The organism is Candidatus Baltobacteraceae bacterium (assembly GCA_035502855.1).
In the GTDB taxonomy this organism is placed as follows: domain Bacteria; phylum Vulcanimicrobiota; class Vulcanimicrobiia; order Vulcanimicrobiales; family Vulcanimicrobiaceae; genus Aquilonibacter.
Window position 1 is genome coordinate 131,216 of record DATJTX010000039.1, and the last position, 25,931, is coordinate 157,146.

General features: G+C 63.7%; 30 protein-coding genes. 16 read left to right on the top strand and 14 right to left on the bottom strand.

What is annotated here, in order from left to right; all coding sequences use genetic code 11:
* The first annotated feature begins 23 nt into the window (after positions 1–23).
* The 3 genes from VMF11_15770 to VMF11_15780 are packed head-to-tail and all read left to right on the top strand — an operon-like array spanning position 24 to position 2,150.
* Positions 24–794: a VOC family protein gene (locus VMF11_15770; protein ID HTU71761.1), complete on the top strand. Its 771-nt coding sequence runs from the start codon at positions 24–26 to the stop codon at positions 792–794.
* Entirely contained in the window at positions 787–1,626 is an 840-nt protein-coding gene (locus tag VMF11_15775) for an SDR family oxidoreductase (protein HTU71762.1), read from the top strand. The genes VMF11_15770 and VMF11_15775 overlap by 8 nt, the downstream gene beginning before the upstream one ends.
* Positions 1,623–2,150 (top strand): lysozyme inhibitor LprI family protein, encoded by a 528-nt coding sequence (locus tag VMF11_15780; protein ID HTU71763.1) that lies wholly within the window; start codon positions 1,623–1,625, stop codon positions 2,148–2,150. The genes VMF11_15775 and VMF11_15780 overlap by 4 nt, the downstream gene beginning before the upstream one ends.
* Positions 2,151–2,153: 3 nt before the next feature.
* Here the strand turns inward: VMF11_15780 and VMF11_15785 are convergent, their stop codons facing one another.
* Positions 2,154–2,597, bottom strand: coding sequence for a DUF5069 domain-containing protein (locus VMF11_15785; GenBank protein ID HTU71764.1), 444 nt, complete (start codon positions 2,595–2,597; stop codon positions 2,154–2,156).
* 56 nt (positions 2,598–2,653) lie between these two features.
* Here VMF11_15785 and VMF11_15790 point away from each other — a divergent pair, with 56 nt between their 5' ends.
* Genes VMF11_15790 through VMF11_15800 form a run of 3 tightly spaced genes read left to right on the top strand, consistent with a single transcriptional unit; the run spans position 2,654 to position 6,161 of the window.
* Complete coding sequence (locus tag VMF11_15790; protein ID HTU71765.1) at positions 2,654–4,168, top strand: menaquinone biosynthesis decarboxylase; 1,515 nt, start codon at positions 2,654–2,656, stop codon at positions 4,166–4,168.
* The gene (locus VMF11_15795; protein ID HTU71766.1) at positions 4,168–5,013 is read left to right on the top strand and encodes a UbiA-like polyprenyltransferase; all 846 of its coding nucleotides are present in this window, start codon (positions 4,168–4,170) and stop codon (positions 5,011–5,013) included. The genes VMF11_15790 and VMF11_15795 overlap by 1 nt, the downstream gene beginning before the upstream one ends.
* A complete protein-coding gene (locus VMF11_15800; GenBank protein ID HTU71767.1) occupies positions 5,013–6,161 on the top strand; it encodes an ABC transporter substrate-binding protein in 1,149 nt (382 codons plus the stop codon). The genes VMF11_15795 and VMF11_15800 overlap by 1 nt, the downstream gene beginning before the upstream one ends.
* A 13-nt stretch (positions 6,162–6,174) precedes the next feature.
* Here the strand turns inward: VMF11_15800 and VMF11_15805 are convergent, their stop codons facing one another.
* Genes VMF11_15805 through VMF11_15820 form a run of 4 tightly spaced genes read right to left on the bottom strand, consistent with a single transcriptional unit; the run spans position 6,175 to position 8,622 of the window.
* On the bottom strand, positions 6,175–6,336 hold the full coding sequence (locus VMF11_15805) for a hypothetical protein (GenBank protein ID HTU71768.1): 162 nt from the start codon (positions 6,334–6,336) through the stop codon (positions 6,175–6,177).
* 2 nt (positions 6,337–6,338) lie between these two features.
* Positions 6,339–7,355: a hypothetical protein gene (locus VMF11_15810; protein ID HTU71769.1), complete on the bottom strand. Its 1,017-nt coding sequence runs from the start codon at positions 7,353–7,355 to the stop codon at positions 6,339–6,341.
* Positions 7,352–8,263 carry an ABC transporter ATP-binding protein gene (locus tag VMF11_15815; protein HTU71770.1) on the bottom strand — a complete coding sequence of 304 codons (912 nt, stop codon included), beginning with the start codon at positions 8,261–8,263 and terminating at the stop codon, positions 7,352–7,354. Before VMF11_15815 ends, VMF11_15810 begins: the two co-directional genes overlap by 4 nt.
* Complete coding sequence (locus VMF11_15820) at positions 8,260–8,622, bottom strand: GntR family transcriptional regulator (protein ID HTU71771.1); 363 nt, start codon at positions 8,620–8,622, stop codon at positions 8,260–8,262. The genes VMF11_15815 and VMF11_15820 overlap by 4 nt, the downstream gene beginning before the upstream one ends.
* A 478-nt stretch (positions 8,623–9,100) precedes the next feature.
* Between VMF11_15820 and VMF11_15825 the strand changes: the two genes are divergently transcribed.
* A complete protein-coding gene (locus VMF11_15825; protein HTU71772.1) occupies positions 9,101–9,922 on the top strand; it encodes a GGDEF domain-containing protein in 822 nt (273 codons plus the stop codon).
* Positions 9,865–11,199 (top strand): RDD family protein, encoded by a 1,335-nt coding sequence (locus tag VMF11_15830; protein HTU71773.1) that lies wholly within the window; start codon positions 9,865–9,867, stop codon positions 11,197–11,199. The genes VMF11_15825 and VMF11_15830 overlap by 58 nt, the downstream gene beginning before the upstream one ends.
* On the opposite strand, the gene VMF11_15835 is transcribed toward VMF11_15830, so the two are convergent.
* The 3 genes from VMF11_15835 to VMF11_15845 form a co-directional block, all read right to left on the bottom strand.
* Positions 11,159–11,593, bottom strand: coding sequence for a carboxymuconolactone decarboxylase family protein (locus VMF11_15835; GenBank protein ID HTU71774.1), 435 nt, complete (start codon positions 11,591–11,593; stop codon positions 11,159–11,161). The two genes, VMF11_15830 and VMF11_15835, sit on opposite strands and share 41 nt — an antisense overlap.
* 9 nt (positions 11,594–11,602) lie before the next feature.
* A complete protein-coding gene (locus tag VMF11_15840) occupies positions 11,603–13,000 on the bottom strand; it encodes a winged helix-turn-helix domain-containing protein (GenBank protein HTU71775.1) in 1,398 nt (465 codons plus the stop codon).
* A 100-nt stretch (positions 13,001–13,100) separates the two neighbouring features.
* Positions 13,101–13,874, bottom strand: a complete 774-nt coding sequence (locus VMF11_15845; GenBank protein ID HTU71776.1) for a diacylglycerol kinase family protein — start codon at positions 13,872–13,874, stop codon at positions 13,101–13,103.
* 358 nt (positions 13,875–14,232) lie between these two features.
* Between VMF11_15845 and VMF11_15850 the strand changes: the two genes are divergently transcribed.
* From VMF11_15850 to ribD, 3 genes are read left to right on the top strand one after another with little or no spacing between them, the layout of a single operon-like run.
* Positions 14,233–14,985 (top strand): hypothetical protein, encoded by a 753-nt coding sequence (locus VMF11_15850; GenBank protein ID HTU71777.1) that lies wholly within the window; start codon positions 14,233–14,235, stop codon positions 14,983–14,985.
* Positions 14,986–14,987: 2 nt separating this feature from the next.
* Entirely contained in the window at positions 14,988–15,755 is a 768-nt protein-coding gene (locus VMF11_15855) for a hypothetical protein (GenBank protein ID HTU71778.1), read from the top strand.
* Between the two features lie 4 nt (positions 15,756–15,759).
* On the top strand, positions 15,760–16,836 hold the full coding sequence (gene ribD, locus VMF11_15860) for a bifunctional diaminohydroxyphosphoribosylaminopyrimidine deaminase/5-amino-6-(5-phosphoribosylamino)uracil reductase RibD (protein ID HTU71779.1): 1,077 nt from the start codon (positions 15,760–15,762) through the stop codon (positions 16,834–16,836).
* Here ribD and VMF11_15865 read toward each other — a convergent pair whose 3' ends face one another.
* The 3 genes from VMF11_15865 to VMF11_15875 are packed head-to-tail and all read right to left on the bottom strand — an operon-like array spanning position 16,837 to position 18,781.
* Positions 16,837–18,069 (bottom strand): FUSC family protein, encoded by a 1,233-nt coding sequence (locus VMF11_15865; protein HTU71780.1) that lies wholly within the window; start codon positions 18,067–18,069, stop codon positions 16,837–16,839. It lies immediately after the preceding gene.
* On the bottom strand, positions 18,066–18,413 hold the full coding sequence (locus VMF11_15870) for a DUF202 domain-containing protein (protein HTU71781.1): 348 nt from the start codon (positions 18,411–18,413) through the stop codon (positions 18,066–18,068). The genes VMF11_15865 and VMF11_15870 overlap by 4 nt, the downstream gene beginning before the upstream one ends.
* Positions 18,410–18,781, bottom strand: a complete 372-nt coding sequence (locus VMF11_15875) for a DUF302 domain-containing protein (GenBank protein ID HTU71782.1) — start codon at positions 18,779–18,781, stop codon at positions 18,410–18,412. Before VMF11_15875 ends, VMF11_15870 begins: the two co-directional genes overlap by 4 nt.
* A gap of 203 nt (positions 18,782–18,984) precedes the next feature.
* Here VMF11_15875 and VMF11_15880 point away from each other — a divergent pair, with 203 nt between their 5' ends.
* Positions 18,985–19,683 carry a response regulator transcription factor gene (locus VMF11_15880; protein HTU71783.1) on the top strand — a complete coding sequence of 233 codons (699 nt, stop codon included), beginning with the start codon at positions 18,985–18,987 and terminating at the stop codon, positions 19,681–19,683.
* Entirely contained in the window at positions 19,680–21,137 is a 1,458-nt protein-coding gene (locus VMF11_15885) for a HAMP domain-containing sensor histidine kinase (protein ID HTU71784.1), read from the top strand. The genes VMF11_15880 and VMF11_15885 overlap by 4 nt, the downstream gene beginning before the upstream one ends.
* Here VMF11_15885 and VMF11_15890 read toward each other — a convergent pair.
* Together VMF11_15890 and VMF11_15895 are read right to left on the bottom strand one after the other, a co-directional pair.
* Entirely contained in the window at positions 21,095–22,294 is a 1,200-nt protein-coding gene (locus tag VMF11_15890) for a M56 family metallopeptidase (protein ID HTU71785.1), read from the bottom strand. The two genes, VMF11_15885 and VMF11_15890, sit on opposite strands and share 43 nt — an antisense overlap.
* The gene (locus tag VMF11_15895) at positions 22,291–22,677 is read right to left on the bottom strand and encodes a BlaI/MecI/CopY family transcriptional regulator (protein HTU71786.1); all 387 of its coding nucleotides are present in this window, start codon (positions 22,675–22,677) and stop codon (positions 22,291–22,293) included. Before VMF11_15895 ends, VMF11_15890 begins: the two co-directional genes overlap by 4 nt.
* Positions 22,678–22,769: 92 nt before the next feature.
* On the opposite strand from VMF11_15895, the gene VMF11_15900 reads away from it, so the two are divergent.
* Both VMF11_15900 and VMF11_15905 read left to right on the top strand, forming a co-directional pair.
* Positions 22,770–24,440: an MFS transporter gene (locus tag VMF11_15900; GenBank protein ID HTU71787.1), complete on the top strand. Its 1,671-nt coding sequence runs from the start codon at positions 22,770–22,772 to the stop codon at positions 24,438–24,440.
* A 54-nt stretch (positions 24,441–24,494) separates the two neighbouring features.
* On the top strand, positions 24,495–24,632 hold the full coding sequence (locus tag VMF11_15905; GenBank protein HTU71788.1) for a hypothetical protein: 138 nt from the start codon (positions 24,495–24,497) through the stop codon (positions 24,630–24,632).
* Here VMF11_15905 and VMF11_15910 read toward each other — a convergent pair.
* A complete protein-coding gene (locus VMF11_15910) occupies positions 24,616–25,518 on the bottom strand; it encodes a LysR substrate-binding domain-containing protein (GenBank protein ID HTU71789.1) in 903 nt (300 codons plus the stop codon). The two genes, VMF11_15905 and VMF11_15910, sit on opposite strands and share 17 nt — an antisense overlap.
* A 44-nt stretch (positions 25,519–25,562) precedes the next feature.
* Between VMF11_15910 and VMF11_15915 the strand changes: the two genes are divergently transcribed.
* Complete coding sequence (locus VMF11_15915) at positions 25,563–25,910, top strand: hypothetical protein (protein HTU71790.1); 348 nt, start codon at positions 25,563–25,565, stop codon at positions 25,908–25,910.
* Positions 25,911–25,931: the final 21 nt, after the last annotated feature.

The following is a 25,931-nucleotide window of genomic DNA, read 5'->3' on the forward strand; positions in this document are numbered from 1 at the left end:
GACGCCAACGCAAGGAGCATCCCGTGAGCGTCCACTCCACGCCCCTCTCCGCGACCGCGATTGTCGGCACCGATCTGGTCGGCTGCACGGTCCGCGACCTGCAGAAATCACTGGCGTTTTACCGCGACACACTGGGCCTGATCCCATCCGTCTCGAGCGAGAACGGCGTCGAATTTCACCTTCCGGACGGCTCGACGTTTGGTTTGTGGCAGCCGCCCGAGCCGGGCGAGTTCGAACCCGGCTTCGGCGTGATGTTCACCGTTGCCGACGCAGCGAGCGCCGCCAAGCACATTCGCGAGCGCGGCGGCACGAGCAGCGACGTGATGGAAGGGCCGACCTGCAACATGGCCGTGGTCACCGATAACGAGGGCCACGGCGTGATGATGCACCAGAAGAAATCACGCGACGAACATCGCCCGCCGGCTCAGGAACGCACGCCGACGACGATCCACGGTATCGACATGGCCGGCTACCTCGTCGCGGAACCGCAAGGCGCGATCGCGTTCTATCGCGACGTGCTCGGCCTGGTTCCGACTGACGTCAATCCCGCGGGCCGCGGGGCCGAATTCGAACTGGCCGACGGTTCGACGTTCGGCGTGTGGCGCACGCCGGATGCGCAGCAATGCGGATTCGTGATGTTCGCCATCGACGACGCGCGGACGAAGGCCGAAGAGCTGCGCGCGCGCGGCTTGCGCCTCACCGACCTCACCGAAACGCCGAACTGCTTCATGGCATTCGGGCCCGATCCCGAAGGCACCGCGGTCATCATCCACCAACGAAAGGGGAATGGCTAACGACGCGGCCCTCGTCACCGGCGCATCGACCGGCATCGGTCACGCGATAACATTGCTGCTTGCGCGCAGCGGCTATACGGTGTACGCCGGCGTGCGCAAAGAAGCCGATCGCCAGCGCCTCGAATCGGAACACGAGCGTATTCACCCGGTCATTCTCGACGTGCGGGTTCCCGCCGACATCGCGCGTGCGGTGCAGAACCTGCGCGAGGCCGGCGATACGCTCGTGGGCCTGGTCAACAACGCCGGCATCGCGGTCGGCGGTCCGCTCGAGTTTCTTCCGATCGAAGCGCTGCGCAACCAATTCGAAATCAACGTGATTGCGCCGGTCGCGATGACGCAGGCGGTTCTGCCGCTGTTGCGCGAATCGCGCGGACGCATCGTCAACATCGGATCGATCGCCGGACGGATGGCGGCTCCGTTCATCGGGCCGTACAGCGCATCCAAATCCGCGATCGCCGCGCTGACCGACGCATTGCGGCAAGAGCTCGCGCCGTTCGGCATCGGCGTCTCGTTGCTCGAGTTCGCCTCGGTGAAGACACCGATTTGGGAGAAGGGCCGCGCCGGACGCGACGCGCTGGTCGCCGCGATGCCGCCGCAGGCGATGACGTACTATGGAACGCTGGCCGAGGCGATCATCGCCGTGACGAATGCCGAGGAACGCGAGGGGATGAGTCCGCAGACCATCGCGAACACGGTGCTGGCCGCACTGCGCGCGCCCAAGCCGCGCGAGCGCTACGTGATCGGCCGCAAAGCCAAGATTCAAACCGTCGTCGCGATGCTGCCGGCGCGCACGCGGGACGCGTTGGTCAAGCGCGTCATGAAGCTTCCGTGATCGGACTCCTTCTCGCCGCCGCACTGAATTGTGGAAGCACGGCGACGCAGGTCGATCTCGATTTCTGCGCGCAGGCCGAGCAGCAGCGTGCCGATCGCGACGAGCGGGCGACGCTTGCCGCTCGTCCGCGCGAGGCGTCGCTCACCGAAGGACTCTGGCGCGACGAACGCCGGAGAACCTGCGCGTATTACTACGATGCGTACCGCGACGGTTCGATGGCGCCGATGCTCTACTCACAATGCCTCGCGCATTCGGCCGAAGCACGGACGCGCGATCTGCGTGCTCTGCGCAGCGGGTTTCCGCCGGGCGACGGTGCGAAGGCGATTGCCGAAGAACAGCGCGTGTACGGTCTGCTCGAGCTGCTCCTCACACCGCACCAACGATCGCTTCTGGCCGGATCCGAAACTGCGTGGGTGCGTTACCGGCGCATCCTCTGCAGGCATAGCGCGAACTGCAACGCGCAGCTCGCCGCCTTTCGAACGCAAGAACTCAAGGATTCGTGGCTCGCGGAACCGTTTTGGTGAGTGTTACGCCGGCGTTCCGAAGATTCGCCGGTCGTCGGCGTCGATGATGTCGAGAATTCGTTCCAGGTCGGGATGCAATGCGAGCGTGGGAGCATACAGCTCCGCGAAATATGCGGGATCTTTCGCGTGTCTGGGACGGCTGCGGCGTATCTCTTCGTTGATGACCGGATACTGCGCGGCATCGGTACGTTCGCGCAGCCACGCCGCGATCTCTCCCTCGTCGCGAGCCCGTGCGACGACCTCGAACAACGCTTCCTCGGTGATGCCCAAGCGTTCCAACAGGTATCCGGACATGCCGGGAATTTGCCCGTTGATGAAATAATCGCCGGGGTTTCCGCCCGGCAGGAGCCCGCGCAGTTTGTCGATCGTTCGCGGCATGAAGATCAGGCCGTCGAGTTCTTCGTAACACGAACGCGGCGGTTGCTGCGTCAAATCAAGCGGTTTCATGACGGTCACTTCGTTCGACAGGGAGGCGCGCAGAACTGCCGAGAAAGGGTGGCGCCATGCCCTTCGACTCCCTGCGAGCCTTCCTCGATGCGTTGCGGCGCGCCGGCGAAGTCCACACGATCTCGGCACCGGTCGATCCGCGTCTCGAAATCGCCGAGATCAGCGACCGCGTCGTCAAGGCCGGCGGCCCGGCGCTCTTCTTCGAGCAGGTCAAGGGTTCGAAATTTCCGGTGCTGACCAATCAATTCGGTTCGCAGCGGCGAATGGCGATGGCCTTCGATGCCGCGCAGCTCGATCAAGTGGCGGCGCGCTTGCGCGCGCTGCTCGATCTTGCGCCGCCGGGCGGCTCCTGGGGCGACAAACTCGGCGCGCTCAAACGTTTTGCTCCGCTCGCCAATGCGATCCCGAAGACGGTGCGCGAGGGAAGTTGTCAAGAGGTCGTGATTCGCGACCCGGATCTGCGCAAGCTTCCGGTGCTCACCACCTGGCCGCTCGACGGCGGACCGTTCATCACGCTGCCGCTCGTGATCACGACCGACCCGCAGAACGGACGGCCGAACGTCGGGATGTATCGCATGCAGGTCTACAACGAACGCGAAACCGGCATGCATTGGCAGCGGCACAAGCACGGCCGTGCCCACGCGCAGGCGTGGGGCGAAAAAATTCCGGTTGCGGTCGCGATCGGCAGCGATCCGGTGCTCACGTATGCCGCCACTGCGCCGCTGCCGCCGGTGCTGGACGAGTTCGCGTTCGCCGGGCTCCTGCGCGGCAAACCGGTCGAGCTGGTGAAGGCGCGCACGATCGACGTGAAGGTTCCGGCGCACGCCGAGTTCGTGCTCGAAGGATACGTCGACAACACCGACCTGCGCACCGAAGGTCCGTTCGGCGATCATACCGGCGTCTACAGCCTGGCCGACACCTATCCGACGTTTCACGTGGAGTGTATCACGCACCGGCGCGACCCGATCTACGCCGCAACCGTGGTCGGGAAACCGCCGATGGAAGACGCGTGGCTCGGCAAGGCCACCGAACGGATCTTTCTTCCGCTCTTGCAAATGGTGCTGCCGGAAGTCGTCGACATGAATCTGCCGGTGGAGGGCGGGTTTCATAATCTGGCGATCGTTTCAATCCGCAAAGCTTATCCGGGCCACGCGAAGAAGGTGATGAACGCGCTTTGGGGTTTGGGGCACATGATGATGCTCACGCGCGTCCTCGTGATCGTCGATGCCGACATCGACGTGCAAGACGTTCGCAGCGTCGCGTGGTTCACGCTCAACAACCTCGCACCCGAGCGTGACGTGGTGATGATGCCAGGTCCGGTCGACGATCTCGATCACGGATCGTACACGCTCGCATACGGCACGAAAGCCGGCATCGACGCGACGCGCAAGAGCGCGGCCGAGGGATATCCGCGCGAATGGCCGCCCGACATGGTGATGGACGCGGCGACGAAAGAGCGCGTGAACGATCGCTGGCACGACTACGGTCTCGACCACATCCTCAAATCGCTCACCCCCGATGCGTGGTCGGGTCAAGGCCCGCAAGCGTTCCGCCGCAAGATCCGTGATTGATGACAGTATTTTTAAAAGAGATTCGCATCGAACACACGCTGTTCGCACTGCCGTTTGCGTACGTCGGCGCGATTCTCGGTGCGCGCGGTCTGCCGTCGTGGTCCGCGCTGTTGTGGATTACGCTCGCAGTCTTCGGCGCGCGCACGGCGGCAATGGCGGCAAACCGTTACTTCGATCGTGAGCTCGACGCGCGCAATCCGCGCACCGCGCGGCGCGCGCTGGCCACCGGGACGCTCGCTCCCGCGGTGATGATTTGGGCGATCGTGCTCGGCCTGGCGCTGCTCGTGCTCTCCGCCTGGATGCTCAACCCGCTCTGCGTGAAGCTGCTCCCGGTCGCGGCAGTGGGCGTGCTCGTCTATCCGCTGTGCAAGCGGTTCACCTGGCTCGTGCACTTCGTCCTCGGCGCGGTCGACGGGCTCGCGCCGCTCGGTGCGTATATCTCGGTCACCGGACGGGTGAGTGCGAGCGCGCTCCTTCTTTTCCTCGCGGTTACGGTTTGGGTCGCGGGATTCGACATCGCGTACGCGCTGATGGATCTGCCGACCGATCGCGAGCAACACATCAATTCGATTCCCGTGCGCTTCGGCGAGGGAAGCGGGCGCTGGGCGCCGATCGCGCTGCACGCGCTCATGGTGGTGATGCTGGCGGCCGCCGGGTTACTCGCCGTCGCCGGCCCGCTCTATTACGCCGGTGTGGCGGCGGCGCTCGTGCTGACGTTCTACGAGAACCGGCTCTACGGAATTTCCGAGAACGTTTTCGTGCTGAACGAACGTATATTCACCGGGAACATGACGTTTTCGCTGGTCTTCCTGGCCGCCACTCTGGGAGGTTATCTGCTCCACTGATGCTGCGCAGCGATTTTCTTCGCAGTCTGCTCGCCACGACCACGGTCACACCGCTCGCGCCGACGTATCCGCAAACGGTCTTGCAGGAGTTCGTGATCGGTGTCAACGTGCCGCTCTCGGGAACGTACGGTGATTTCGGGAAGGAGATCGCCAGGGGCGTGCAAGCCGCGGTCGATGAGACCAACAAATACAACGCGACGTTGAACCGTGCGTACGGCGTGCGCACCTTCGACGATCAAAACTCCGGCGCGATCGCAACTTCGAACGTGCTGGTCGCCGCGGCCGATCCGACCGTCATCGGCTTGGTGGGAGATCTGACGCTCGACGTAACGATGACGGCGTTGCCGCAGTGTGCGAACAGCGGCTTCGCGCTCGTGGTTCCGTCGGTAACCGCCGACAAGCTCACCCAGCAGAGCTATCATAACGTCTTTCGCCTGCCGACCAACGATTCGTCGGAAGGGCGGCTCTTCGCCAGCGCGGTGCTGAAGGGTCGCGCGCCGATGAACGTGCTGGGCGTCATCGTCAGCGGAGATTACGGGCTCGACGTCACGCGCGCATTCGTTGCGCAGGCCAAGGCCGAACGTCACAACGCCGCCCTGCTCACGCTCGAATCCAATGCCGACGTTCCCGACTCGACCGCGATCATCCAGCGGCGCGCCCCCGCCTATCTCTTCTTTGCCGGCTGGCCGAACAAACTCGGACCGATCGCGGTCGCGCTCAAAACGGCCGGCTACACCGGCGAATTCGGGTTTGCCGACAGCTTTTTCACTGCCGACGTCCCGAAGACGTACGGCAAGGAGCTCAGCGGCGCGCTCGTGGCTTCGGCGATGCCGCCGCTCGACCGCGTCCCCTCGATCGTCGCGTACCTTCCGGATTTCCGCAACGAGGTCGGTGCGGTGACCGCGTTCTCCGCCTACGGCTACGCCGCCGCACAACTGCTGATCCAGGCTGCGCAGCGCGCCAACGCGACCACTCGTTTCCAAGTGCTCACCCAATTACAAGAAGGCGGAAGTTACGCGCTGCTGGTGGGCAACTATTCGTTCAACTACGCCGGCGATGCGACGCTGCCGAACGTTTATCTCTTCACGCTGACCGCGGACGGATTCACATTCGACAAACCGGCGTTTTCCAACGGCTTCGTCGCCTGATTCCGGCGCCCGCCTACGCTTCGCGGCGTGAATACGAATCCTCGGAGATGATCCGAACCTTGTGCGGCGGCTGCTCCTTGGTTTGAGCCGGTGCATCGACGTCCTCGACGGCAAAGCACAGGCGCAGACGCCACGATCCGAGTGTGATCGAGAAATTGGTTCCGATGATCTCCATGACTACGCCTCCACCCGCCGCCACTGAGCGACGGCCAATGCGCTATAGACGAGGAACAAGACTGCTTCGATCGCTACACGCAGGCCGAAATTTCCGGGCGCGATGATCTGCCCGGTCGCCTGATCCTCGTTGAACTGGAAGTTCGCATACGTCAACGGAAGTATCCGCGAGACGGCCCAGCAGAAGTGGTTGATGACTTGTCCGAAGATCGAGTCGCCCAACGGCACGTGTGCGAAGGTAACGACGATCAGCACCACGGGCCAGGCGAAGCCCAGAACAGCACCATAGCCGCGGCGCAGCGACGACGTCGCCGCGGCCAGCATCGCATACCATGCCAGCGGGAACGCGACGCCCATCAGCACGACCTGGATCGAGACGCCGCTGAAATCCACGCGCGGAATCTCGAAGAACGCTTGAGCAATCAGCAAGGCCACGACCGTCATCAGCGATGCCAGAACGATTCCCGCGACGTCCACGCCGATCGCACCGGCCGCGTAGGCGGCACGCGAAACCGGTTTGGTTGCCGCGATCTCCAGATGACCGTCGGCTTCGCGCGCGAACGGAGCGGCGAGCACGGTCGCGACGATCAGCGCGATCACGTCGGCAACGGCCATATAGAAGTAGAACGGTGCGGGCGCGTCGGTATCGAACGTGGTCACGCTCTTGTTGCCGCTGCGCGTCTGCACCGCGTGGATACTGCCGATCGTGATCTGATGGATGTCCTCGTGGTGCGAAAGCGGCTCGGTGACGACGACGTGACGGCCGCCCCAGCCCACGTTATCGATGGTGATGACGGTGCCGTCGTCGGGGTAGGTGATGATGGTCCGCGGGACGCCGCCGGGCAGCGTCACGTGCGTGGTCGTATGCGGGTGCGAGCTGATGTGCTCGATGATCTCGTCGGTCGCGAGCTGGCGATTGTACGAGATTCGTAACACTACCGCAACGAGCAGAAAGACACCGAGAATAATGGCTACCACGCGCAGAGCGTTCCGCACGCGCAGCCACTCGACATAGGTCATGGCCGTGCTCCCTCGACGACGTCGGCGGTCGCGTCAGCGGGCGAGACCGCGTACAGGAAAATATCCTCGAGATTGAGATCGACGACGCGCACGCCGGTCGCGCCGAGCGACTCGAGCATGGCGACGAACTCGGGCGCGCCGTCGATGGTCAGCAAACGCACGATTCGGCCGCTGCGATCGACTCGCCCGATGCGCGGATCGCCGGCGATGCCGTTGAGGGCGTACTGTTCCGACGGGAAGATGCCCTCGACGATTTTGCGATCGGCCTTGAGGTCGTCGATCGCTCCTTCAAGCACCAGCCGGCCGCGATCGATGACTGCGATGCGTTCGGCAGCGCGCTCGACCTGCCCGATCTGATGCGAGGAGAAGATGACGCTCGCACCGCGGGCCGACTCGTTGATGATGAGGTTGAGGACGTGTCGCTGATTGATCGGGTCCAAACCGCTGGTCGGCTCGTCCAAGATCAGCGTGTCGGCCTGGCGCCCGATCGCAAGTGCAACCATCACCGCAGTACGCATGCCTTTCGAAAGCGCGCGTGCTTTCTTGCGCGGCTCGATGCTGAACTGCGCGAGCAAATCGTAGGCGATCTTGGGTGAAAATCCGCGGAAGGCGCGGCGCTGCATCTCAACGTGCTCCTCGACCGTCATCCAGTCGTACAGAACACTGCGCTCGGGAACGTAGGCGATCCGCTCGAACGTCTGCGGGACGAGCGGCACACCGTCGTAAAGTACGGTTCCCGCGGTCGGCCGCGCGAGATCCAGCATGCACTTGAACGTCGTGGTCTTTCCCGCGCCGTTCGGACCGAGCAGCCCGAAGACGCAGCCCTGCGGAATCTCGACTGAAAAGTCGTCGACGGCGACATACGGACCGTAGGTCTTGCGTAAATTCTTGATCGTTATCGTGCTCATGCGTCCTCCCGGAACCACCGGTCGATAGCAGCGCTGGCTAGTGTTCGAATATCGTCGGCCCCGAGTCCCATCGATTTTGCTTCGCGGACGGCGCCCTCGATCACGTCGCGGACCACGTCGGTTGCCGCAGCTTTGGTCGTTTCAGCAACGCCGTTGGTGCGAACGAACGATCCGCGCCCCGGTGCCGTTTCGATCACGCCGTCCCGCTCGAGTTCGCGGTAGGCCTTCGCGACGGTATTGGGATTGATCGTCAGATCGAGTGCGAGTTGCTTGACCGTCGGCAGTTGTTCGCCGGCCCCCAGAACGCCCAAGGCTACCGACCGCTTGATCTGCTCGATCACTTGGAGGTAGATGGGCACCCCGCTACGGGGGTCGACCGTCAATACAACCGGCATCAGACGGTACTAAAGCTTGGGGCCCCAGCCTTGGAAGAGCGGGCTCGCAACGCGCTGCGCCGTGCAAATCCGCGGGTGCTGGCTGTCGTTGCCTTCGGGGCGATCGATAAAGCGGGTCATGTCCTTCTCTCCTTTAGCCTAGTACTACTGTGCTGTCGTACTAGTACACTAGTACAATAGCTCAACTTCGCGAGCGCGTCAAGGGCTCATCCAAAAATTAGTCATGGGCGTGGGCGTGAAGCGCCGTAGTCGAGGAAATCGGTCTCCTGGACTGCGTGCAGCGGAGCTTGTCCTGAGCGAGCGTAGCGAGTCGAACGGCTCGGGATGGCAGGGGGCGATACGGGGCGCTTCAGGTCAGGGGTTTCCACGGATGATGCGCCCAGGCCGAGCGATCTACGATGAGGTCACCCTAGAGACGCTCACGCGGAGGGCAACCGTCACCATGCGCGACCAGTTACTCGTCTGGAACACCGACAGCACACTGCGGGTCACGTCGCTTACGGCTCGGCTGCGCGGCTTCGCAGAACTCGATCGGTACGCGGACGCCCTCAACGTGAGCGACCTCTGGGGCAGCACCGATCCCTTCCCGCTCCAGGCCCACCTGCGGGCCCTCTCGGGCGAAACCGTGGTGTTCGAATCGCTGATCCGCGGTATACGCTACGCATTCCAGCTCGCGCCGCTATTCGCGCCGAACGGCTCGGTCTCGGGCGTCACCGGCCGCGCGATCGAACTCGCCGAAACCGGCGCACTGCTCTCGATCGAGGAGCGCCTGCGGGCCGCGCTCGCCTCGTGCGAGCGCACCGGCCGCCACGCCGCGGTGCTCTTCATCGATCTCGACGATTTCAAAGCGATCAATGAAACGCGCGGCCACGACTACGGTGACCGCGTCTTGAGCGCGGTCGCGGAACGGTTGCAGCGCTACGTTCGCGTGTCCGACACCGTCGTGCGCACCGGAGGCGACGAATTCGCGATCGTCATCGAGGACCTCGGCTGCCACGAGGCGGCGACCGACGCAGCCCGCAAGATCTTGCGCAGCCTGGATGAGCCGCTGCCGGTCGACGATGAGAGGCTGCGTGTCTGCGCCAGCATCGGCGGCGCAACGTATCCCGGCCCTTGGAGTTCGCCGGCGGCGCTGCTTGCCGCGGCCGAGCGCGAGATGCGGGCCGTAAAGAAGAACGGCGGCAACGGGATCAAACTTGCCTCTCCATGGCAAGCCCACTCTTCAGCAGCGAATACGCACTTCGCGATCCTCGAGAGCGCCTAGCCTTCGTTCTCACCCTGCTCTTCGCGTTTCCGGCCGCGGCGGCGATCGGTTTCGTCATTCACGAGCAGATCGGTCTCTCCGAGGTCGCGCTCTTCATCGTGATCGCGATGCTCTACGTCACGCTCGCGCGCGGACGGCTGATCGGCTCGTCGGTGATGATTCACGAAGCGCAATACCCGCGCGTCTTCTCGCTCGTGCAGAGCGTCTGTGCGCGACTCGATATCGCGATGCCGTTGATCTTCGTTCGCGAGGACAACTACGTTCCGGTTGCGGCGCTCGGGTTCGGCGAACCCTATGCGCTCGTAATCTCGAGTCACTGGATCGAGCATTTCGAAGACGACGAGCTCGCGTTTGCCGTCGGCCGCGAACTCGGACACATCGCCGCCGGGCACACCCGGTTTCTCTCGCTGCTCAGCGTCAACGGGAATGAAAACCCGATCGTTTCGCTGATCTTCGGCGGATGGCTGCGCACCTGCAGCCGGACGTGCGACCGGGTCGGGCTCCTGACGTGCGGCTCGCTCGACGCGGCAACGCGCTCGATCGCCATCGCCTCGTTTCACAGTTTCGGCCGTCACGTCGACGTTGCGCGTTTCGCCGAACAAGGACGCGAGATCGCCAGTGACGGCGTGCTGCGCTTGGGCGAATGGCTCGGGGGAGAGCCCTATGCGACACGGCGCATCGCCGACATGGACGACTTCCTGGTGACGCCGCAATACGTCGCTGCGCGCACCTGGTACACGCGCGAGATTCGCGAAGTACCGCCGGCGCTCGCGACCGGCAGCGCGCACGTCTCGCGTGAGGACTGCGCCGGCATCTGGCGTCGCGGCTGGGCATTTCTGATCGACGTGATCATGGTCAGCACGATTTTCTCGTTTTTTACCTCCAACGCAAACCCGATCCACGCCAGCGGGCACCTTGGCGAGCGCGAGCTCGCCATCCTCGAGATCGGACGCGTACTGGCGCCGGTGCTTCATTACGTAGCCGGCGCCAACGCGCTCGCGATCGCAATTTACCTCTGGCTCCTCGTCGGACTCACCGGACAGAGCTTCGGCATGATGATCGCCGGACTTCGGGTGGTCACGACCGATTTTCGCGGCCCCGGACTTGCGCGCGCGTTCGTGCGCTACCTGGTCGCCTTTTTCCTCTGGCCGGTCATTCTTGTTTGCGCCCCGTTCATGCCGCGCCTGATGCTGCACGACCGCCTCAGCGGCACGCGTCTGATTCGCGCCGAGCGCATCATGGAGCGCGCAGCTGAAGTGCGTTACTCAAGCGGCTGACGTAGTTATTCGCGCCGATGGCGGCGAGGATCTCGAGGGACGCGCCCTCGTCGTAGTGCGCGCGCAGCGCGTCCCACACCACCGGCGGCAGGGCCCGCGGCTCGCGCGTCAGGGCCACGGTCGCCGACAATGCGGCGCGTTCTGCCTCGGAAAAATGCGGACTGAGCGCGAAGTCCCCAAGCGCTGCGAGAGTCGCTTCGTCGACGCCCAGCTTTCGCGCGATCTCTTCGTGCACGCAGGTGCAATATTCACACGCGTTGAGCCACCCGACCATGAGCGCGATCAGCTCCAGCGTCCGCGCCGGAATCGCTCCCTCGTGCAGGTCGCGCAAATGCGCCGCAAGCGAACGCGCGAGCCGCGGCCGCGCCGCCAGCGCGTCGAAGAGATCGGGCAAGAACGACCCCTATGCCGGTCTCTGCAACAACTGACGGAAACCCGCATCGTCGCGGAGGATGTCGAATCGGGGATCGTTGACGATCGAGAGCCACGCCATGTGACCGTGCAAGCGGCGCAACAGCTCGATCGCGACGGTGCGATCGCCGACCGCGGCAGCCGCCGCCGCGAGATCGGCCGGATCGACTTGCGTGGAGTGCTGCATCGCGTAGGCGAGCTGCAAGCGCGCCTTCGCGGTATGATGCTCGATCGCGTAGACGTGCGCGAGCAGCGCAGCCCCTTCCGCCCGGCAATACGCGCACGAAGCTCCGTAGCGTGTAAAGGCCTCGATCGCGCGGTTGAAATTGCCCTCGGCTTCGTAGGCTTCGCCTATCCTCGTGAGCACGTCGGTTCGCTGCGGCGCGAGATCGAGCGCTTCTCGCGAATACGCGATCGACTCGTTGAAATGGCGGTCGAAGTAGGCGGTCGAGCCGAGCCACGCACTGGTCGAGACCGAGAGCGGATCGAGGTCGCCGGCAATCTGCAGTTGCGCAAATGCGCTGCGAAGCTGGCCGCGCTCGAATAAGAGGATGCCGTACCATTCATGTCCCGGTGCATACGACGGCTCGAGCGCGATCGCGCGCTGCAGCTCGGCAACCGCCGCGACCGGGTTGCGCGCATCCATGTCGATGAGCCCGAGCGCCGCGTGTGCCTCGGCCGAATTCGGATCGATCGCCAGTGCATGCTGCGCGTAGCCTCGCGCGCGTGCGAAGTAGACACGGGGCGCAAGCGTACCGTACCGGTAATCGCCCATGATCGCGTTCGCATCGGCCAGCGCCGCGTATCCGCGCGCATCTTCGGGGTCGATGCGAATCACCTGGGCGAAGTAGCCCAGGCTGCGTTCCACCCCTTGACGCGAACGCAGGTTCCAATAGTAGTTTCCGATATCGTAGAGTCGCGCGCTCTGGGCCGAGAGCGCGACATCGCCGTCGCGATGCGCGAGCGCGAGCGCGGCGACGAAGACGGTGCAGATCAGTGCAAACGCAGCGCCGCCCACAAGCGCCGCGCTGCGGCCGAAGCGGCTGCGGCGCGCCGGAGCCGGCGCGACCGGCACGTGCTCGATGCGCCGAACGGGAACGGTGAAACGGTAACCTCGGCGCGGCAAGGTCTCGATCGCGTCCAGCGCGGCCAATCCGCGCAAGGTCTTGCGCAGCACGTAGACGTTTTGCGCGAGATTGGCTTCTTCGACGTAGCCCTCGGGCCAGATACGCTCGAGCAGTGCGCTCTTCGCCAGCACCTCGCCCGGATGCTCGACCAACGCCAGCAACGTCTCGACGACTTTCGGTCCGAGAGGCACGGGTTCGCCGCGATGCATCAGAAGTAGCCGCTCGACGTCGAGGCGGAACGGCCCGAATTCATAGATGCTCATGTCCACGTTTACGGCCTCCGTTAGCCGTTGGTTTCGCCGTGGACGGCGGCGCTCCGCCGCGAGCCGGCTCAAATGCCTCGGAACAGCTCCCAGGCAAGCATCAGCGTGACGCCAAAACGCGCAGCGCCTTGGGAACCACCTCGAATGTTGCCGGCGTCGCCCCGGCCGGCTCGCCGTCGGCCGTAATCCGATGCGGACGGCGCGTCCGGACCTCGAAGCGGCGCGCGCGCACCGTGTGAACGGCGGCGCCCTGGATGCTGTACAAGTGCAACCAACCGTCGTCGATCGACGCTCCCGAAACGTTGATGAGGCCCCCGAAGCGATGACTGTTCGCAATCGTGAGCTGAACCGTGCGCAGGCGCTCGCTCTGCCCGTCGTAGCGCACCTCGGCGTCGATCGGGCGAAGGTGGCGCATCCCCATAAGCGCCGTTGCGACGATCGCGAAGATGCCGAAGCGCTGTTTGAGCCGGGGCGTTTGTAGGCGCGCAACCCGGCTCGAAAAGCCGATGCTCGCTTCGTCGATGAAATACCGATCGTTGACGCGCCCGACGTCGATCGCCCGTTCGATTCGCGCCGCGATGGCCTGTGCCGCGGCCTCGATCCGGCTCGGAATACCCAGCGTGCGCGCGAGTTCGTTGAACGTTCCGAGTGGAATGATGCCAAGCGGAAGTCCGTGTTCGATCGCGGGACCGATCGCGCTTGCGATCGTGCCGTCCCCGCCGGCGCAGATGATGCATTCGATGCTTGGATCGAGCCGATCGGGCCATCCGTCTTCACGCGTCTCGATGCCCGCGTCGCGCAGCGACCGCGAGACCCGCTCGCCTAGTCCCGGGCCGCCGCGTGAGCGTTCGTTGAAAACGAGTTGAGCGAGCATACGGCGATCACGATCTGCATATGTTTCTACTGCGGTGGCCGTGTCACGAAGACCTCGGGAGAGGCGTTTATCCATCGCTCCTCGTAGCATAGCGTGTGTTTGCTAATGCGCTTGGCGCGATTGCAACGGGGCTCGTCATTATAACGGGCCTCCCCCAACTCTACCGGGCTCTTCGCTCGCGGCGTACGGACGGCGTTTCACTAACGACGTTCGCGTTGTATACGCTCAGCGGTGGCGCATGGCTCGCATACGGAATCCTCCGACACGATCCCGCAATCTGTGTCACCAACGCGTTCGTGCTGTTGAACGGCTTCGCGCTAACGGCAGTGCTGTTCACACGGGTGAAGGCGCGCCAACGGTGAACGACTCGGAGACGCGATTCGACCGTCGGCGGCAAGAGTTTTACGACGACATTCGCCGCGCCAGCGGGTCGGCCGAGCAAGTCATTTTTCCGGCGAATTTCATTCGCTCGGACGACCAGTCTGAAAAGGATGCCTTCTACGAGGCTATCAACGACCTTCTCTCCGAGGGATTCGTTCGGATCGAGGAAGGTATGATTCTACTCGAGCCCAGGCCGCGGCTGTCGGATCGCTCAAAGGATGCGCCCGAAGACCACCGCTCAGCGGGCCGGGGCGTGCGCGAAGAGCCCTTCCCCTCATCGCAGGCCGACAGCGAGATGGCAGCAATCCTCGCATTGCCGGACATACCGGAACCATTGAGATCCTTCGTAACGCATGCGGATTTTGGCGCCGGGGTGTGTATCTATAATCGCCTCATCGTCGTCGACGATGTCGTCCACGCGATAACGTATTCCGCAATGCCCGCTATACCGGAACTGCCGGAGATCTTGCCGCGCGAGGGTGTCTTCGAGGCGTTTCGCCGGCTGGGGCACGCGCCCACGCTTCGCCGCGAGGAGCTATCCGTGCGGTTTCCTTATTCCGAGGAACGGGCGCTCCTCGGTTTGAGCCCGACTCTCTGGCGCGTTCCCGTTATCGTCGCACGCGGACGCGTCTCCAGCGGCGAGGCTCTTATCGAGAAATACGTGAACATAATGCGCGCGGATCGATATGTAATTAGCAGCGAGCTTGCGCTGCCGGGCGCAACGCACTAGTCATGGCCTACGTGGACGATGCTCTGGTGCATGCCTCGAGGCGGCTGGGGTCGCTCGCGCGCCGTGCCGGCGGTGACCAGTCATGGGTATACGCCAGCGCCGCCGCGCAAGCTTCGCGGCTCCACGACATTGTCTCCCAGGCCTCGATGATCACGCACTCGAGCCTGCCAGCCGACTTAGATCACGGCAACCGGATGCTGTGTGATCCGCTCGATCGAGGGTTCTTCAGGCTGCTTCTCGTCTTGGCAACGGGCAAGGACTACTCGCAATCACAGATCTGGGCACGAAACGCAGCGAACCTGCTGCAGGAAGCCGCGAATGATTTTGCCTGCCGCGGCCGTTTCGCGCTCGCCGTCGAAGTGTGCCGAGCTGGTGCCGTGTACGCCTCGGCATGCGGGCTCGATGATGTCAACGATAGGATGAATATCCGCGCTGAGGATTATCTTACGCGCGTTGCCTCGTTTCGTCACAAAGTGTTTAGGCTGCTTCTCAAGGCGACGTCGCAATACGGATACGCTCCGCTGCGTATTTTTGTTCTAGCGCTCGTCGTCATGCTAATTGCGACGCTCGTGGTCCACGCAACGCTAGGCCTCGCATGGCCGCACGCACTTGCCCTGGCAACCGGCGACTACGTCACGCTCGGAGGGGCACCCGAGTTTACGAACCTCTCGGCGGTAAGCCGGATCCTGCTGTCAGCGGAAGCGCTGATTGCCATCGTCATCAACGGCTTCTTCATCACGCTTCTTGCGCGACGGTGGTTTAGCGCGTAGCCATATGACGGATTATCTCGCCGAAGCCATCGATCTTGCCCAGCGGGCCGCGGGTAACACATTCCCCAATCCCCTCGTCGGGGCAATCGTTGAGCGCGATGGGGTCGTTCTCGGCAGAGGCTTCCATCGCGTTGCCGGTAACCTGCATGCCGAGGCAGAGGCTCTGTCTGGGAGCGACCATGAAGGTGCAACGCTCTATGTGACGCTGGAGCCGTGCACGCATGTCGGAAAGCAGCCGCCGTGCGTCGATCGCATAATCGCGTCGGGCGTACACCGCGTCGTGGTAGGCGCTCTCGATCCAAACCCCTTGGTCGCAGGACGCGGTATTGCACAACTCGCCGCGGCCGGAATCGACGTCGAGCTTCGTAACGACACTCGCGCGCTGCGCTTGATCGAAGATTTCCGGATTTGGATCACGACGGGCCGCCCATATGTAGCACTCAAAATGGCTTCGTCGCTCGATGGCCTCGTTGCGAGCGCGCCCGAGACGCGCGAGCGCCTCACCGGTTCGCATTGGAAGAGCATTGTCGAGCGTTTGCGCCTTCGCCATCAAGCGGTCATGATCGGCGCCGGGACTGCGCTGGTGGATGACCCGAAGCTCTCGACTTCCGATCTTCGGCGCCAGGTCCCGTTCGTGCGCATCGTAGCCGCCGCACGCCGGTCGCTACCGCCAACGCTCAACCTCTTTCGCGAAGAGCCCGGGTACGCTCGAACGATCGTGCTGGTTCCGGAGAATGGCGCGCCCTGGGCGCGTGCCTTAGTCGACGCTGCCGACGTCGTGGAAGTTCCGGCAAACTCGGACGGGACGCTCGATCTCGCGAACGCGCTGCGGATTCTGCGCGAAGAGCGCGGCATTTTCTCGATACTCTGCGAAGGTGGCCCTACACTGGCTGCGCAGCTCATCGCGGCCGGTGTCGTCGATCGCTTCTATTGGGCGATTGCCCCGCTGTTGCTGGCGTCTCCGCAGGCCATCCCCGCCCTCTGCGGCGACCTCGCAATGCTACGCATACGCGCGCGATTCGACGAGATCGAGCTGGTCGGCGACGATGCCGCGCTCTCGGGAACGTTTCTCCCGGCCTAGTTATTTGCGGGTCGGGACCTCTTTGAGCAGAGCACCGAGTCGACGCAATTCCGCACCGGCATGTTTTCGATCGCCGCCGGCCGTCACGTAGGTCAGCAAGGCGCGCGTTTCGCGTAGGAGCGCACGGTGCTTCGGCGCCGAAGGTGCGATGCGATCCAGTTGCGCGATATGATGGGCGAGATCGTGCACGTTCCCGCCGCGCAGCACCGCCTGCATCGCCGCAAGCGCATTGGCAACGCGCCGGCGCACGACGTGCTCGGTGCGAATCGGGTAGACGAACCAAGTTGCGGCGATTCCGCACAAGGCGCCGATAACGATGCACGCAATGCGAAGGGCGAAGAGCGGCAGCGCCGGTAAGCCGTGCGACCCTTGCAAGAGCGCAAAGATGAGTGTAGCGCACGCAGCCCAATAGGCGTAGTTGAGTTGACGAAGCCAAAGGCCCAGAAATAATACGATGAAGATGAGAGCCGCCGATGCCGCGCCGCCGGGTAACGCGACGCGCGCAAGCAGGGCCGCGACCAGCGTCCCGCCGATCGCGCCGGCCACCCGCAAAATTGCCTTGTAGACGGCATCGCCCCGGCCCGCCGCGCCGCTGCACACGATGAACGCGGTCAAGACCACCCAGGGCCAGTGCACCGGAAACGCAAGCATTCCAACGGTAAAAGCGAGAGCCAGCGCGACCAGCATTTGCGCCGCCATGCGTCCCGCGACCGTCGATTTGCGCGCTCTTTCCGCGGGCATGGCGCTCGCGCCGCCGGCGAGCCGCTGCACGGCTGCGCTGCACGCAAAGGCGACGACGCCTGCGATAATCACCAGCACCGCCGTTGAACCCGGACCACGAGCGGTCTCGACGCGTACCGGTACGATCAGCATCGCTAGAAACGGCAGCGCAATGATTCGGCCAACGATGTTTCCGCGCTCGCCGAAAGCGCGCAGCCAAACCGACAGGGAGATACCCGCACAAAAAAGCGCGGCACCGAGCGGCGGGAACGCACGGAACGTCAAACCGACCGCGCCGGCCGCGAGTGCCACGAGCGGCAATGCGATCCCCTTGAGCAGCGACGTGTGCGGCTCGAGACGTTCGGGCCGCCGCGCGAGCCCGACCGCGAGCGCCGCAGCGAGGATCGCCGGTGAAGCGCCGGCGCCGGCGCCCGTGCAAATCGCGTACATGACGCCAAAACTGATCAGCACCGCCACGATCGTCACGACGGCGCCGCGCAGCGCCGGTATCACGTTCGATAGATGACGACGGCGACGATGATGCCGAAGACGCAGAGAGCCGTAACGATCGCGACTGCCGCGCGCACGGTCAGCTGCGCCGCTTTGCCCTGAGAAAGCGCTCGTTCGACCGTCACGTAACGGTATGCGCTGAATATCGCGATGCCGATGCCCGCGACGATCATGATCGCGCCGAGGAGCGTCGAGGTTGAGTTCTGATGCTGCGCGGCGACGTGGGCCGCGGAGAGCACGCGCACGTATAATGCGAAGCGCGCGACGACGAAACCGAATCCGATGAACGCGAGAGCGGTGCGAAGGTACGCAAGAAAGGTTCGCTCGTTGGCAAGGTGATCGCTCACGCAACGAGGTCGCTGAGCGTATCGAGCAGGTGATCCATTGCCGAGATTCGCGGATCCATCCCGGTAACGCCGTAGCGTGCCGCGATCTCCGACATCGGTACGTACGCGACGCGCACCCCGTCCGGCTCTTCCCAAATCAGCAGTTTGAGCGGAAGCTCGAGGGCAACCAGGGGGAACGCGTCCATCAGCGGCGTGCCGCCCTTGGGGTTCCCGAAAACGATGAGTGCGGTGGGCCGCAGGCTCATCCCCACGCTCCGCGCCGCGGCGGCTTGATCGATCGTCGCGAAGATCGTATTTCCGCCCTCGGTAATCGCTTTCGAGAGGGCGGCCAAGGTCTGCGAATAGGACTGGCGGCTCCGTTTCGTCATGAGGACTACTCCCTGGGCAAGCATAGGATACCACTAAGACAAAGGTAACCGCGGCGACACGCAACCGGTAGTAGGATCGCCTGACGAAGGCAACGTTGGCCGATCCCGGACGGCCATGCCTTGCGTTCCGAGCGGCCGGGGAGACTCTGCGAAAGGCTCAAGCGGCATCCCAGAATCTGCGGGCAGAGTTGGGGTACCGGAGCATGAAAATGATACCTGCCGGCTTCCCACGCGTGCTCGTCATCGACGACGAGGCCGATGTGCGCGAACTCCTGGAATACGGGCTTGGCGCGGCGGGTTTTGACGTTCGCTGCGCCGGGGACGGCTATGCCGCAATGCAGATCATGCAGCAATGGCGTCCCGAAGCGGTTCTGTTGGACGTCATGTTACCCGCAATCGACGGCTTCTCGCTCCTCCCCGCACTGCGGCGCGTAACCGACGCGCCGATTATCATGCTCACCGCGCGATATCAAACTGCCGATAAGGTTCGCGGCCTCTTTCAGGGTGCCGATGATTATCTCGCCAAACCGTTTGAAATGGACGAGCTCGTCGCGCGGTTGCACGCGCGTTTACGCCGTCCGCGCCTCGAGACACGCGAGACCCTCGCCTACGCAGATCTCGTCATCGACGTTTCGGCTCGAACGGTCGTGCGCGGAAGGCGTGCGATCGAGCTGTCCACGCGCGAGTTCGACCTACTCCTCACGCTGATGCGTCACGCCGAGCGGGTACTCTCCCGGGATCAGTTGCTCGATTTGGTCTGGGGGCACGAGCGCGACGTCACGCCGGCAACCGTCGAAACCTACGTTTCATATTTGCGCGCCAAGCTCGAACGAACGGGTGAGCCGACGCTGATTCAGACGATTCGAAGCGTCGGATATTCGATGCGGTTGGAGCCGAAGTGAGCCGGAGCTTCGCCACGCAGCTGCGCAAACACATACGAGCGACGATTGCGGTGCAGCTCTTCCTCGTCGGGTTCGTCATCGCCGCTCTGGGATACGTCGTCGAAATCCAGTTTCTCATGCAGGCACAGTCATCCATCGTCCGCGAGATCCCGCAAATTCTCGGAGAATCGAACTCAAACGAAAAAAGCGCGCGGGCGATTACGGAAACGATTCTCACCCGCGAATTTCATCCGGGCTTCGAGGTGGTGGCCTTGGTCAACCACACGATGTACAAAGGGAGATGGTATGACGGTCCCGGTCCGCGTTACGCGATCGAGCCTACCGACGAATTCGACACGCCGTTCTCGATCCGCCCGCTTGGACTCGCGCGCAAGACGTCGATGTGGATGGCCTCGCTTGCAGGCTACCGCGGTTTGCAGGTCAGCGTTGGAAGCGCGCTCATCGACACCGACGCAAGTGCCGTGACCATCGCGCGCTGCGCGGAGCGCTTGGGAGCGATGTTGACGATAGCCCTGTTCCTCTCCATTCTCTTGGCGAACATCGCGGCCGGCCGGCTGAGCAAACGCGCGCTCGCGCCGCTGTACCTCGTGCTCGAGGAATTGGAGAGCTTCGCTCGCGGCGACCTTCGCCCGCGACGGATCGAGACCACTCGCAATGACGAACTCGGCCGGTTGGCCTCCGCCTATAACGATGCCGTCGAAACGGTCGATCGAGCATTGGCCGAGCGCGCTCGGGCGGAGAATCAAATGCGGCAGTTCATGGCCGATGCGGCACATCAACTGCGAACGCCGCTGACGGTCTTGCGCGGCTTCATCGGCATTCTTCGCAGGGGAGACGTGAAATCTCCGCGTGACATTCCTCGCATTTTGGATACGATGGATCGTCAGAGCGCGGCGATGGCGGCGTTGATCAAGCAGCTGATGCTGCTTCAAGAATGGGTTGAGGAACCGCTCGACGCGCAGCCGCTCGACGCAGGAAAACTAGTTCGCGAAGTCGTTGCACCGCTTGCCGACGCCAATCCGGGACGCGACGTGCGCATCGAGGTTCGAGCGAGCGCCCGTGCGAAAATTCCGCGCGACGAGATCACGTATGCGCTGACAAATCTGGTGGACAACGCGCTCAAGTATGCACCCGACGGGCCGATCGTCGTCTCTGTCGATCGCGACGACGGCCACGTCGTGATCACGGTGAGCGATCACGGTCCCGGAATCTCCGGAGAGCAGCTCGAGCGGATCTTCGATCGTTTTTATCGCGGCGAGCGGCGCGACGTTCCAGGATCGGGCCTGGGATTGGCAATCGCAAAACGCGCCGTCGAGCGCGCAAAGGGGACACTGACGGTGCAAACGCGCCCCGGGTCGGGAACGAGCTTCGTCATCGTGCTCCCCGAGTTCGAGAACGGTACGGAGCCGATTCACGCACCCGGCGACCCGGTTCTCGCCTTAAAGAGATATTGACTGGTGACGGCTTTACACGCGCTCATGGCCGGCGAATAGGTCGACGACCACGCGGCTTTGACGACGTCCCGGTCGATGGCGGCGCTCCCGCTGGACTTCACGATCTTCACGCTGATCACGTGGCCGTCGGGTGCAACCGTCACCAGCGCGCTTGCCCACACGTTGTAGCGGTAATCCGCGCGCGCAATGTCGGGCGGCACCGGATTGAGGATCTTGACATCCGCGCCGCACGCGAGTGCGACAGTCGTCGCCGGCGCGGCTAGACCCCACCGCATCTGCAACGCGAAGGCAAGGAGGGCGAACACCGCCACACTGGCCGAGAGAACGAAGTAATTCGTTTTCAACTGCGAGGCCTTTCCATTGAGCAAACGCGCGATGCGTTTGAGAAGGATGCGTTTCGAGCCGATTGCGCTCGGGGTGAGGAGTGGGGTGCGTTGGCGCGCCGCGCCTTGCGCCACCTCCGCCAAGCACGACGCGTAGCGATCCGGGTCGCCGGTCGCGTGTACCGCCCAATCGTCGCACGCGGACTCGCGCTCTTTGACGAGCTGCCGGCCGATGAGATAGACCCATGGGTTGAAGAAGAGTCCGGCTTCGATGAGCCGCTGGACGAGGTTTGCGGCGATGTCGCCGCGCCGAATGTGCGCGCGCTCGTGCTGTACGATGCGCTCGAGATCGCCGCGCTCGAGCACGTTCACGAGCGGCGCCGGGATGATCACGACAGGCGTGAATAGCCCGGCGGCGATCGGAATCGGGATGTCGGCGGAGGTCATGACGCGATGGCCGAGCTCGGGCGAGGGCGTCGCGCGACGTACGATCCGGCCGATTCGCACGTAACTGCGCACCAAACGCGCGAGGCCGAACAGCACGCCGGCAAGCCAAACCGACAGAAGCCACGCGCCGCTCGCGCCGGCCGCGCGCGCGGTGACGAGAGCGGTTGCCTTCGCCGTGTTTGCCACCGGCGCAGGCAGCGTTGCAATCGCCGGCGCGGGATGCCATTGACTCACGACCGGCAGCATCACCAGGGTCAGCAGCGCCGCGAACCAGACCGCATATCGTGTGGCGGCATGGCGTTGCGGGAGAAGGACGGTCACGAGCGCGGCGACCGCGGCGACCAACGCGCCCTGCCAAAGGCCGTCGAGCAGAAAGGTGTCGATCATTGCGAGCCCTTCCGATTGCGAGCGAGCATGCGTTTGATTTTGGCAACGTCGTCTTCGCTGAGCTGGGTATCATCGAGCAGCGTCACCGCGAGCGCGCCCGGTGAGTTGCCGAAGAAGCGATCGAGCAGATGACGCATGGCGGATTTTGCCGCGTCGTCGCGAGCAACCAGCGGCCGATACACGTAAGAACGCCCGTCTTCATCGTGCGCGATATAGCCTTTTTGTTCGAGCGTACGCAGCGTGGTGAGCACGGTGCTGTACGCAAGCGGCGGCGGCGCGAGCGCATCGACGACGTCGGCGACGGTGGCGCGGCCGCGTTTCCAGAGCACCTCCATGAGCCGAAGCTCGTGATCGGTGAGAATACGCGACTTCTTGCGAGACACCACGATCCTCCGATGTATTAGATATGTAATAGCAGTGTACTGCCTCAAAACACGCTTGTCAATTAGATTCATAATAGGTTAGGCTCCGTCAGGTGCCTGCACGGGACCGCTACAAGTGGATCGCGCTCTCGAACACGACCCTCGCCGTGTTCATGGCGACGCTCGACGGATCGATCGTCATCATCGCGCTGCCGGCGATCTTTCGCGGCATCCAACTCGATCCGCTGACCTCGGGCAACTTCGGCTACCTGCTGTGGATGATCATGGGGTATCTGCTCGTTCAAGCGGTGCTGGTGGTTACGCTCGGACGTTTCGGCGATATGTTCGGCCGCGTTCGGATCTACAACGCCGGCTTCGCCGTCTTCACGCTCGCCTCGGTCCTGCTTTCGTTCGACCCGTTCAAGGGTGGGCACGGCGCGCAGTGGCTGATCGGCTGGCGGTTGCTGCAAGCGCTCGGCGGTTCGATGCTCACCGCGAATTCGGCCGCGATTTTGACCGACGCGTTTCCGCTTCAGCAGCGCGGTCTCGCGCTCGGCGTCAATCAAATCGTCGGCTTAGCCGGGCAGTTCATCGGGCTCGTGGCCGGCGGCGCACTGGCGATCATCGATTGGCGCGCGGTGTTCTGGATCAACGTGCCGGTCGGCATCTTCTGTACCGTGTGGGCGTACCTCAAACTACGCGAGCATGGCGGTCGCGCGCGCGGCGCCATCGACTGGTGGGGCAACCTCACCTTCGCCATCGGTCTCGGCGCGATCTTGATCGCGATCACGACCGGTATCCATCCGTACAAGAATCACAACATGGGCTGGAGCAGTCCCATGACGCTCGGATCGCTTGCCGCCGGCGTGATTCTGATCGCGGCGTTCGTGCTGATCGAGCAACGCGTGGCCGAACCGATGTTCGAACTGAACCTGTTCCGCATCCGCGCCTTCGCGGCCGGGAATCTCGCGACGCTCGCCGCCTCGATCTCGCGCGGCGGTTTGCAATTCATGCTGGTGATCTGGCTGCAGGGCATTTGGCTGCCGCTTCACGGCTACAACTACGACGATACGCCGCTATGGGCCGGCATCTACATGCTGCCGCTCACCGCCGGATTTCTCGTTGCTGGGCCACTCTCGGGATTTCTTTCGGATCTTTTCGGTTCACGTTTGTTTGCGACGGCCGGCATGGTGCTGTGCGCGGCGAGCTTCGTCGGCCTGATGCTGTTGCCGATCAACTTTACATACTGGACCTTCGCGCTCATCATCGGCGCATCCGGAATCGGCACGGGCATGTTCAGTGCGCCGAATACCTCGGCGATCATGAGCAGCGTTCCCGCGGCGCGGCGCGGCGTCGCATCGGGCATGCGCGCGACGTTTCAGAATTCCGGCACGCTGCTTTCGATCGGTATCTTCTTTTCGCTCATGATCGCGGGGCTCGCGCGCGCGCTGCCGACCACGCTTACGAACGGGTTGTCCCAGCAAGGCGTCCCGCTCGCCGCCGCGCGCCAAATCGGGAACCTTACGCCCGTTTCCTCGCTCTTCGCCGCGTTTCTCGGCGTGAACCCGATCCAGCATCTGCTCGCGCCGAACGGTGTGCTCGCGCGGCTCCCGCTCGCCAAGCAACAACTCCTGACCGGTAAGACCTTCTTCCCAAATCTGATTTCGCAGCCGTTTCACGAGGGACTGCTGATCGTCTTCACGGCGGCAACGGTACTCTCGCTGCTCGCCGCGCTCGCCTCGCAGCTGCGCGGGAGCGCCGCCACCGATAAGCTCGGCCCATGACGGCATAAGGCCGGGCTCCTACAACGGCGGCGCCGCCTGGTCTATCGTAGGGGCATGGTTACGAAGATTAGCACGGGAGTGCACCGCCACAACGACGATTTCGATTGCCTCACCCTCTGGGGATCGCAGCTCTTCGGGATGACGGCAGCGCTCGTCACGACGCTCTATTTTGTCCTCACGACGCTCCATTAGATGATTCCAACGCAGCGACGAACGCTTGACCGAGCGGCGTGAGCGAGGTATCGCGCCTCCGGATGTAGCGAAATTCGCGCTGGATCGGCGGGGTGGAAAACCGAAGTTCCACGAGGGCTCCCGCTGCCAAGTCGGCGGTGACGGCGGCGCGCGACAACCACGCAATGCCGAGTCCTTGCCGCACGCCTGCCTTGATGGTTTCGTTGGTTCCGAACGGACGAACGCGGTGAAACCGGAATCCGTGCGCGGCGAGCGCATGAAACGCAACCTCACGCGTGCCCGAACCGTCTTCGCGGACGAGCACGGTTTCCGACTCGACCTCTGCCGGTTCAAGAACGCCCGATCCCCGTTTTCGCGGCGCGCTAATGCAGATGATTTCATCGCGCGCGAACGGAACGACGACCAGTTCCGCGCGGTCGACCGCGCCTTCGACCACGCCGAGATCGGCGAGATCGTCGGAAACCAGCTGCGCTACGTCGTGCGTATTACCCACCTTCAACTCGATCAGCGTGTCGGGATGCTCGCGTTGCAACCCGGCGATTATCGGCGGCAAGACGTAGGTGCTGGTGGTCATGCTCGCGGCGATCGTCAGACGGCCCGCCTCGCCTTCGCGATGCAGCGCGACCGCGCGACGTGCGCGATCCCGCTCGAGCGATACACGCCGTCCGATCTCGGCCAAATCGATTCCAAGCGGCGTGAGCGCGATCGACCGGCCTTGCTGCGCGACGACCGGCGCTTCGACCGCCCGTTCGAGCTCGCGAATTTGCTGTGAGACCGAAGGTTGCGAAACGCCCAGCGCTTCGGCCGCGCGGGTGAAGCTTTTGTGCTGTGCGACCAGCGAGAGCGTCACCAGGTGATTGATGCTGATCTCTAAGCGGTCTTTCATCTCGGCGTCAATTCGATATCATTCTCGGCAACTACCGTGGGGCTATGAAAGTCTCAATTCTTCGCTCGACCCTGGCAGCCGTCGCGCTCGCGGGCGTTCTCAGCGCCTCCCTGGCCGCACCGGCGAAAGCCGACACGGGCACGACCAACACGATTCTTGGGATTCTCGCCGGCGTTGCCGCCGTCGCGACGGTTGAGAATGTTGCCCATAAAGACGCCGTCGCCAACACGGTGGAGGGCTACACGCGTGACGGCAGCACGGTATACGAAGACGGACACGTCGTCGCTCCGAACGGTTACTCGTGGTATCCCGGAAACCAAGGCCAATCGATCTCGTGCAACGACGGCTCGTGCGTGATCTACGGCAACAACGGCTGGCAGAACCGGCGCTGACGCAATAACGAAATGAAATGC

Bases quoted from the DNA above. Each gene is read 5' to 3' on its own strand.
- VMF11_15810 (HTU71769.1), bottom strand. From the start codon at position 7,355: ATGACCTATGTCGAGTGGCTGCGCGTGCGGAACGCTCTGCGCGTGGTA.
- VMF11_15830 (HTU71773.1), top strand. From the start codon at position 9,865: ATGGCAAGCCCACTCTTCAGCAGCGAATACGCACTTCGCGATCCTCGA.
- VMF11_15825 (HTU71772.1), top strand. From the start codon at position 9,101: ATGCGCGACCAGTTACTCGTCTGGAACACCGACAGCACACTGCGGGTC.
- VMF11_15815 (HTU71770.1), bottom strand. From the start codon at position 8,263: ATGAGCACGATAACGATCAAGAATTTACGCAAGACCTACGGTCCGTAT.
- VMF11_15905 (HTU71788.1), top strand. From the start codon at position 24,495: ATGGTTACGAAGATTAGCACGGGAGTGCACCGCCACAACGACGATTTC.
- VMF11_15915 (HTU71790.1), top strand. From the start codon at position 25,563: ATGAAAGTCTCAATTCTTCGCTCGACCCTGGCAGCCGTCGCGCTCGCG.
- VMF11_15775 (HTU71762.1), top strand. From the start codon at position 787: ATGGCTAACGACGCGGCCCTCGTCACCGGCGCATCGACCGGCATCGGT.
- VMF11_15805 (HTU71768.1), bottom strand. From the start codon at position 6,336: ATGGAGATCATCGGAACCAATTTCTCGATCACACTCGGATCGTGGCGT.
- VMF11_15910 (HTU71789.1), bottom strand. From the start codon at position 25,518: ATGAAAGACCGCTTAGAGATCAGCATCAATCACCTGGTGACGCTCTCG.
- VMF11_15890 (HTU71785.1), bottom strand. From the start codon at position 22,294: ATGATCGACACCTTTCTGCTCGACGGCCTTTGGCAGGGCGCGTTGGTC.
- VMF11_15880 (HTU71783.1), top strand. From the start codon at position 18,985: ATGAAAATGATACCTGCCGGCTTCCCACGCGTGCTCGTCATCGACGAC.
- ribD (HTU71779.1), top strand. From the start codon at position 15,760: ATGACGGATTATCTCGCCGAAGCCATCGATCTTGCCCAGCGGGCCGCG.
- VMF11_15875 (HTU71782.1), bottom strand. From the start codon at position 18,781: ATGACGAAACGGAGCCGCCAGTCCTATTCGCAGACCTTGGCCGCCCTC.
- VMF11_15800 (HTU71767.1), top strand. From the start codon at position 5,013: ATGCTGCGCAGCGATTTTCTTCGCAGTCTGCTCGCCACGACCACGGTC.
- VMF11_15795 (HTU71766.1), top strand. From the start codon at position 4,168: ATGACAGTATTTTTAAAAGAGATTCGCATCGAACACACGCTGTTCGCA.
- VMF11_15840 (HTU71775.1), bottom strand. From the start codon at position 13,000: ATGAGCATCTATGAATTCGGGCCGTTCCGCCTCGACGTCGAGCGGCTA.
- VMF11_15845 (HTU71776.1), bottom strand. From the start codon at position 13,874: ATGCTCGCTCAACTCGTTTTCAACGAACGCTCACGCGGCGGCCCGGGA.
- VMF11_15855 (HTU71778.1), top strand. From the start codon at position 14,988: ATGGCCTACGTGGACGATGCTCTGGTGCATGCCTCGAGGCGGCTGGGG.
- VMF11_15785 (HTU71764.1), bottom strand. From the start codon at position 2,597: ATGAAACCGCTTGATTTGACGCAGCAACCGCCGCGTTCGTGTTACGAA.
- VMF11_15790 (HTU71765.1), top strand. From the start codon at position 2,654: ATGCCCTTCGACTCCCTGCGAGCCTTCCTCGATGCGTTGCGGCGCGCC.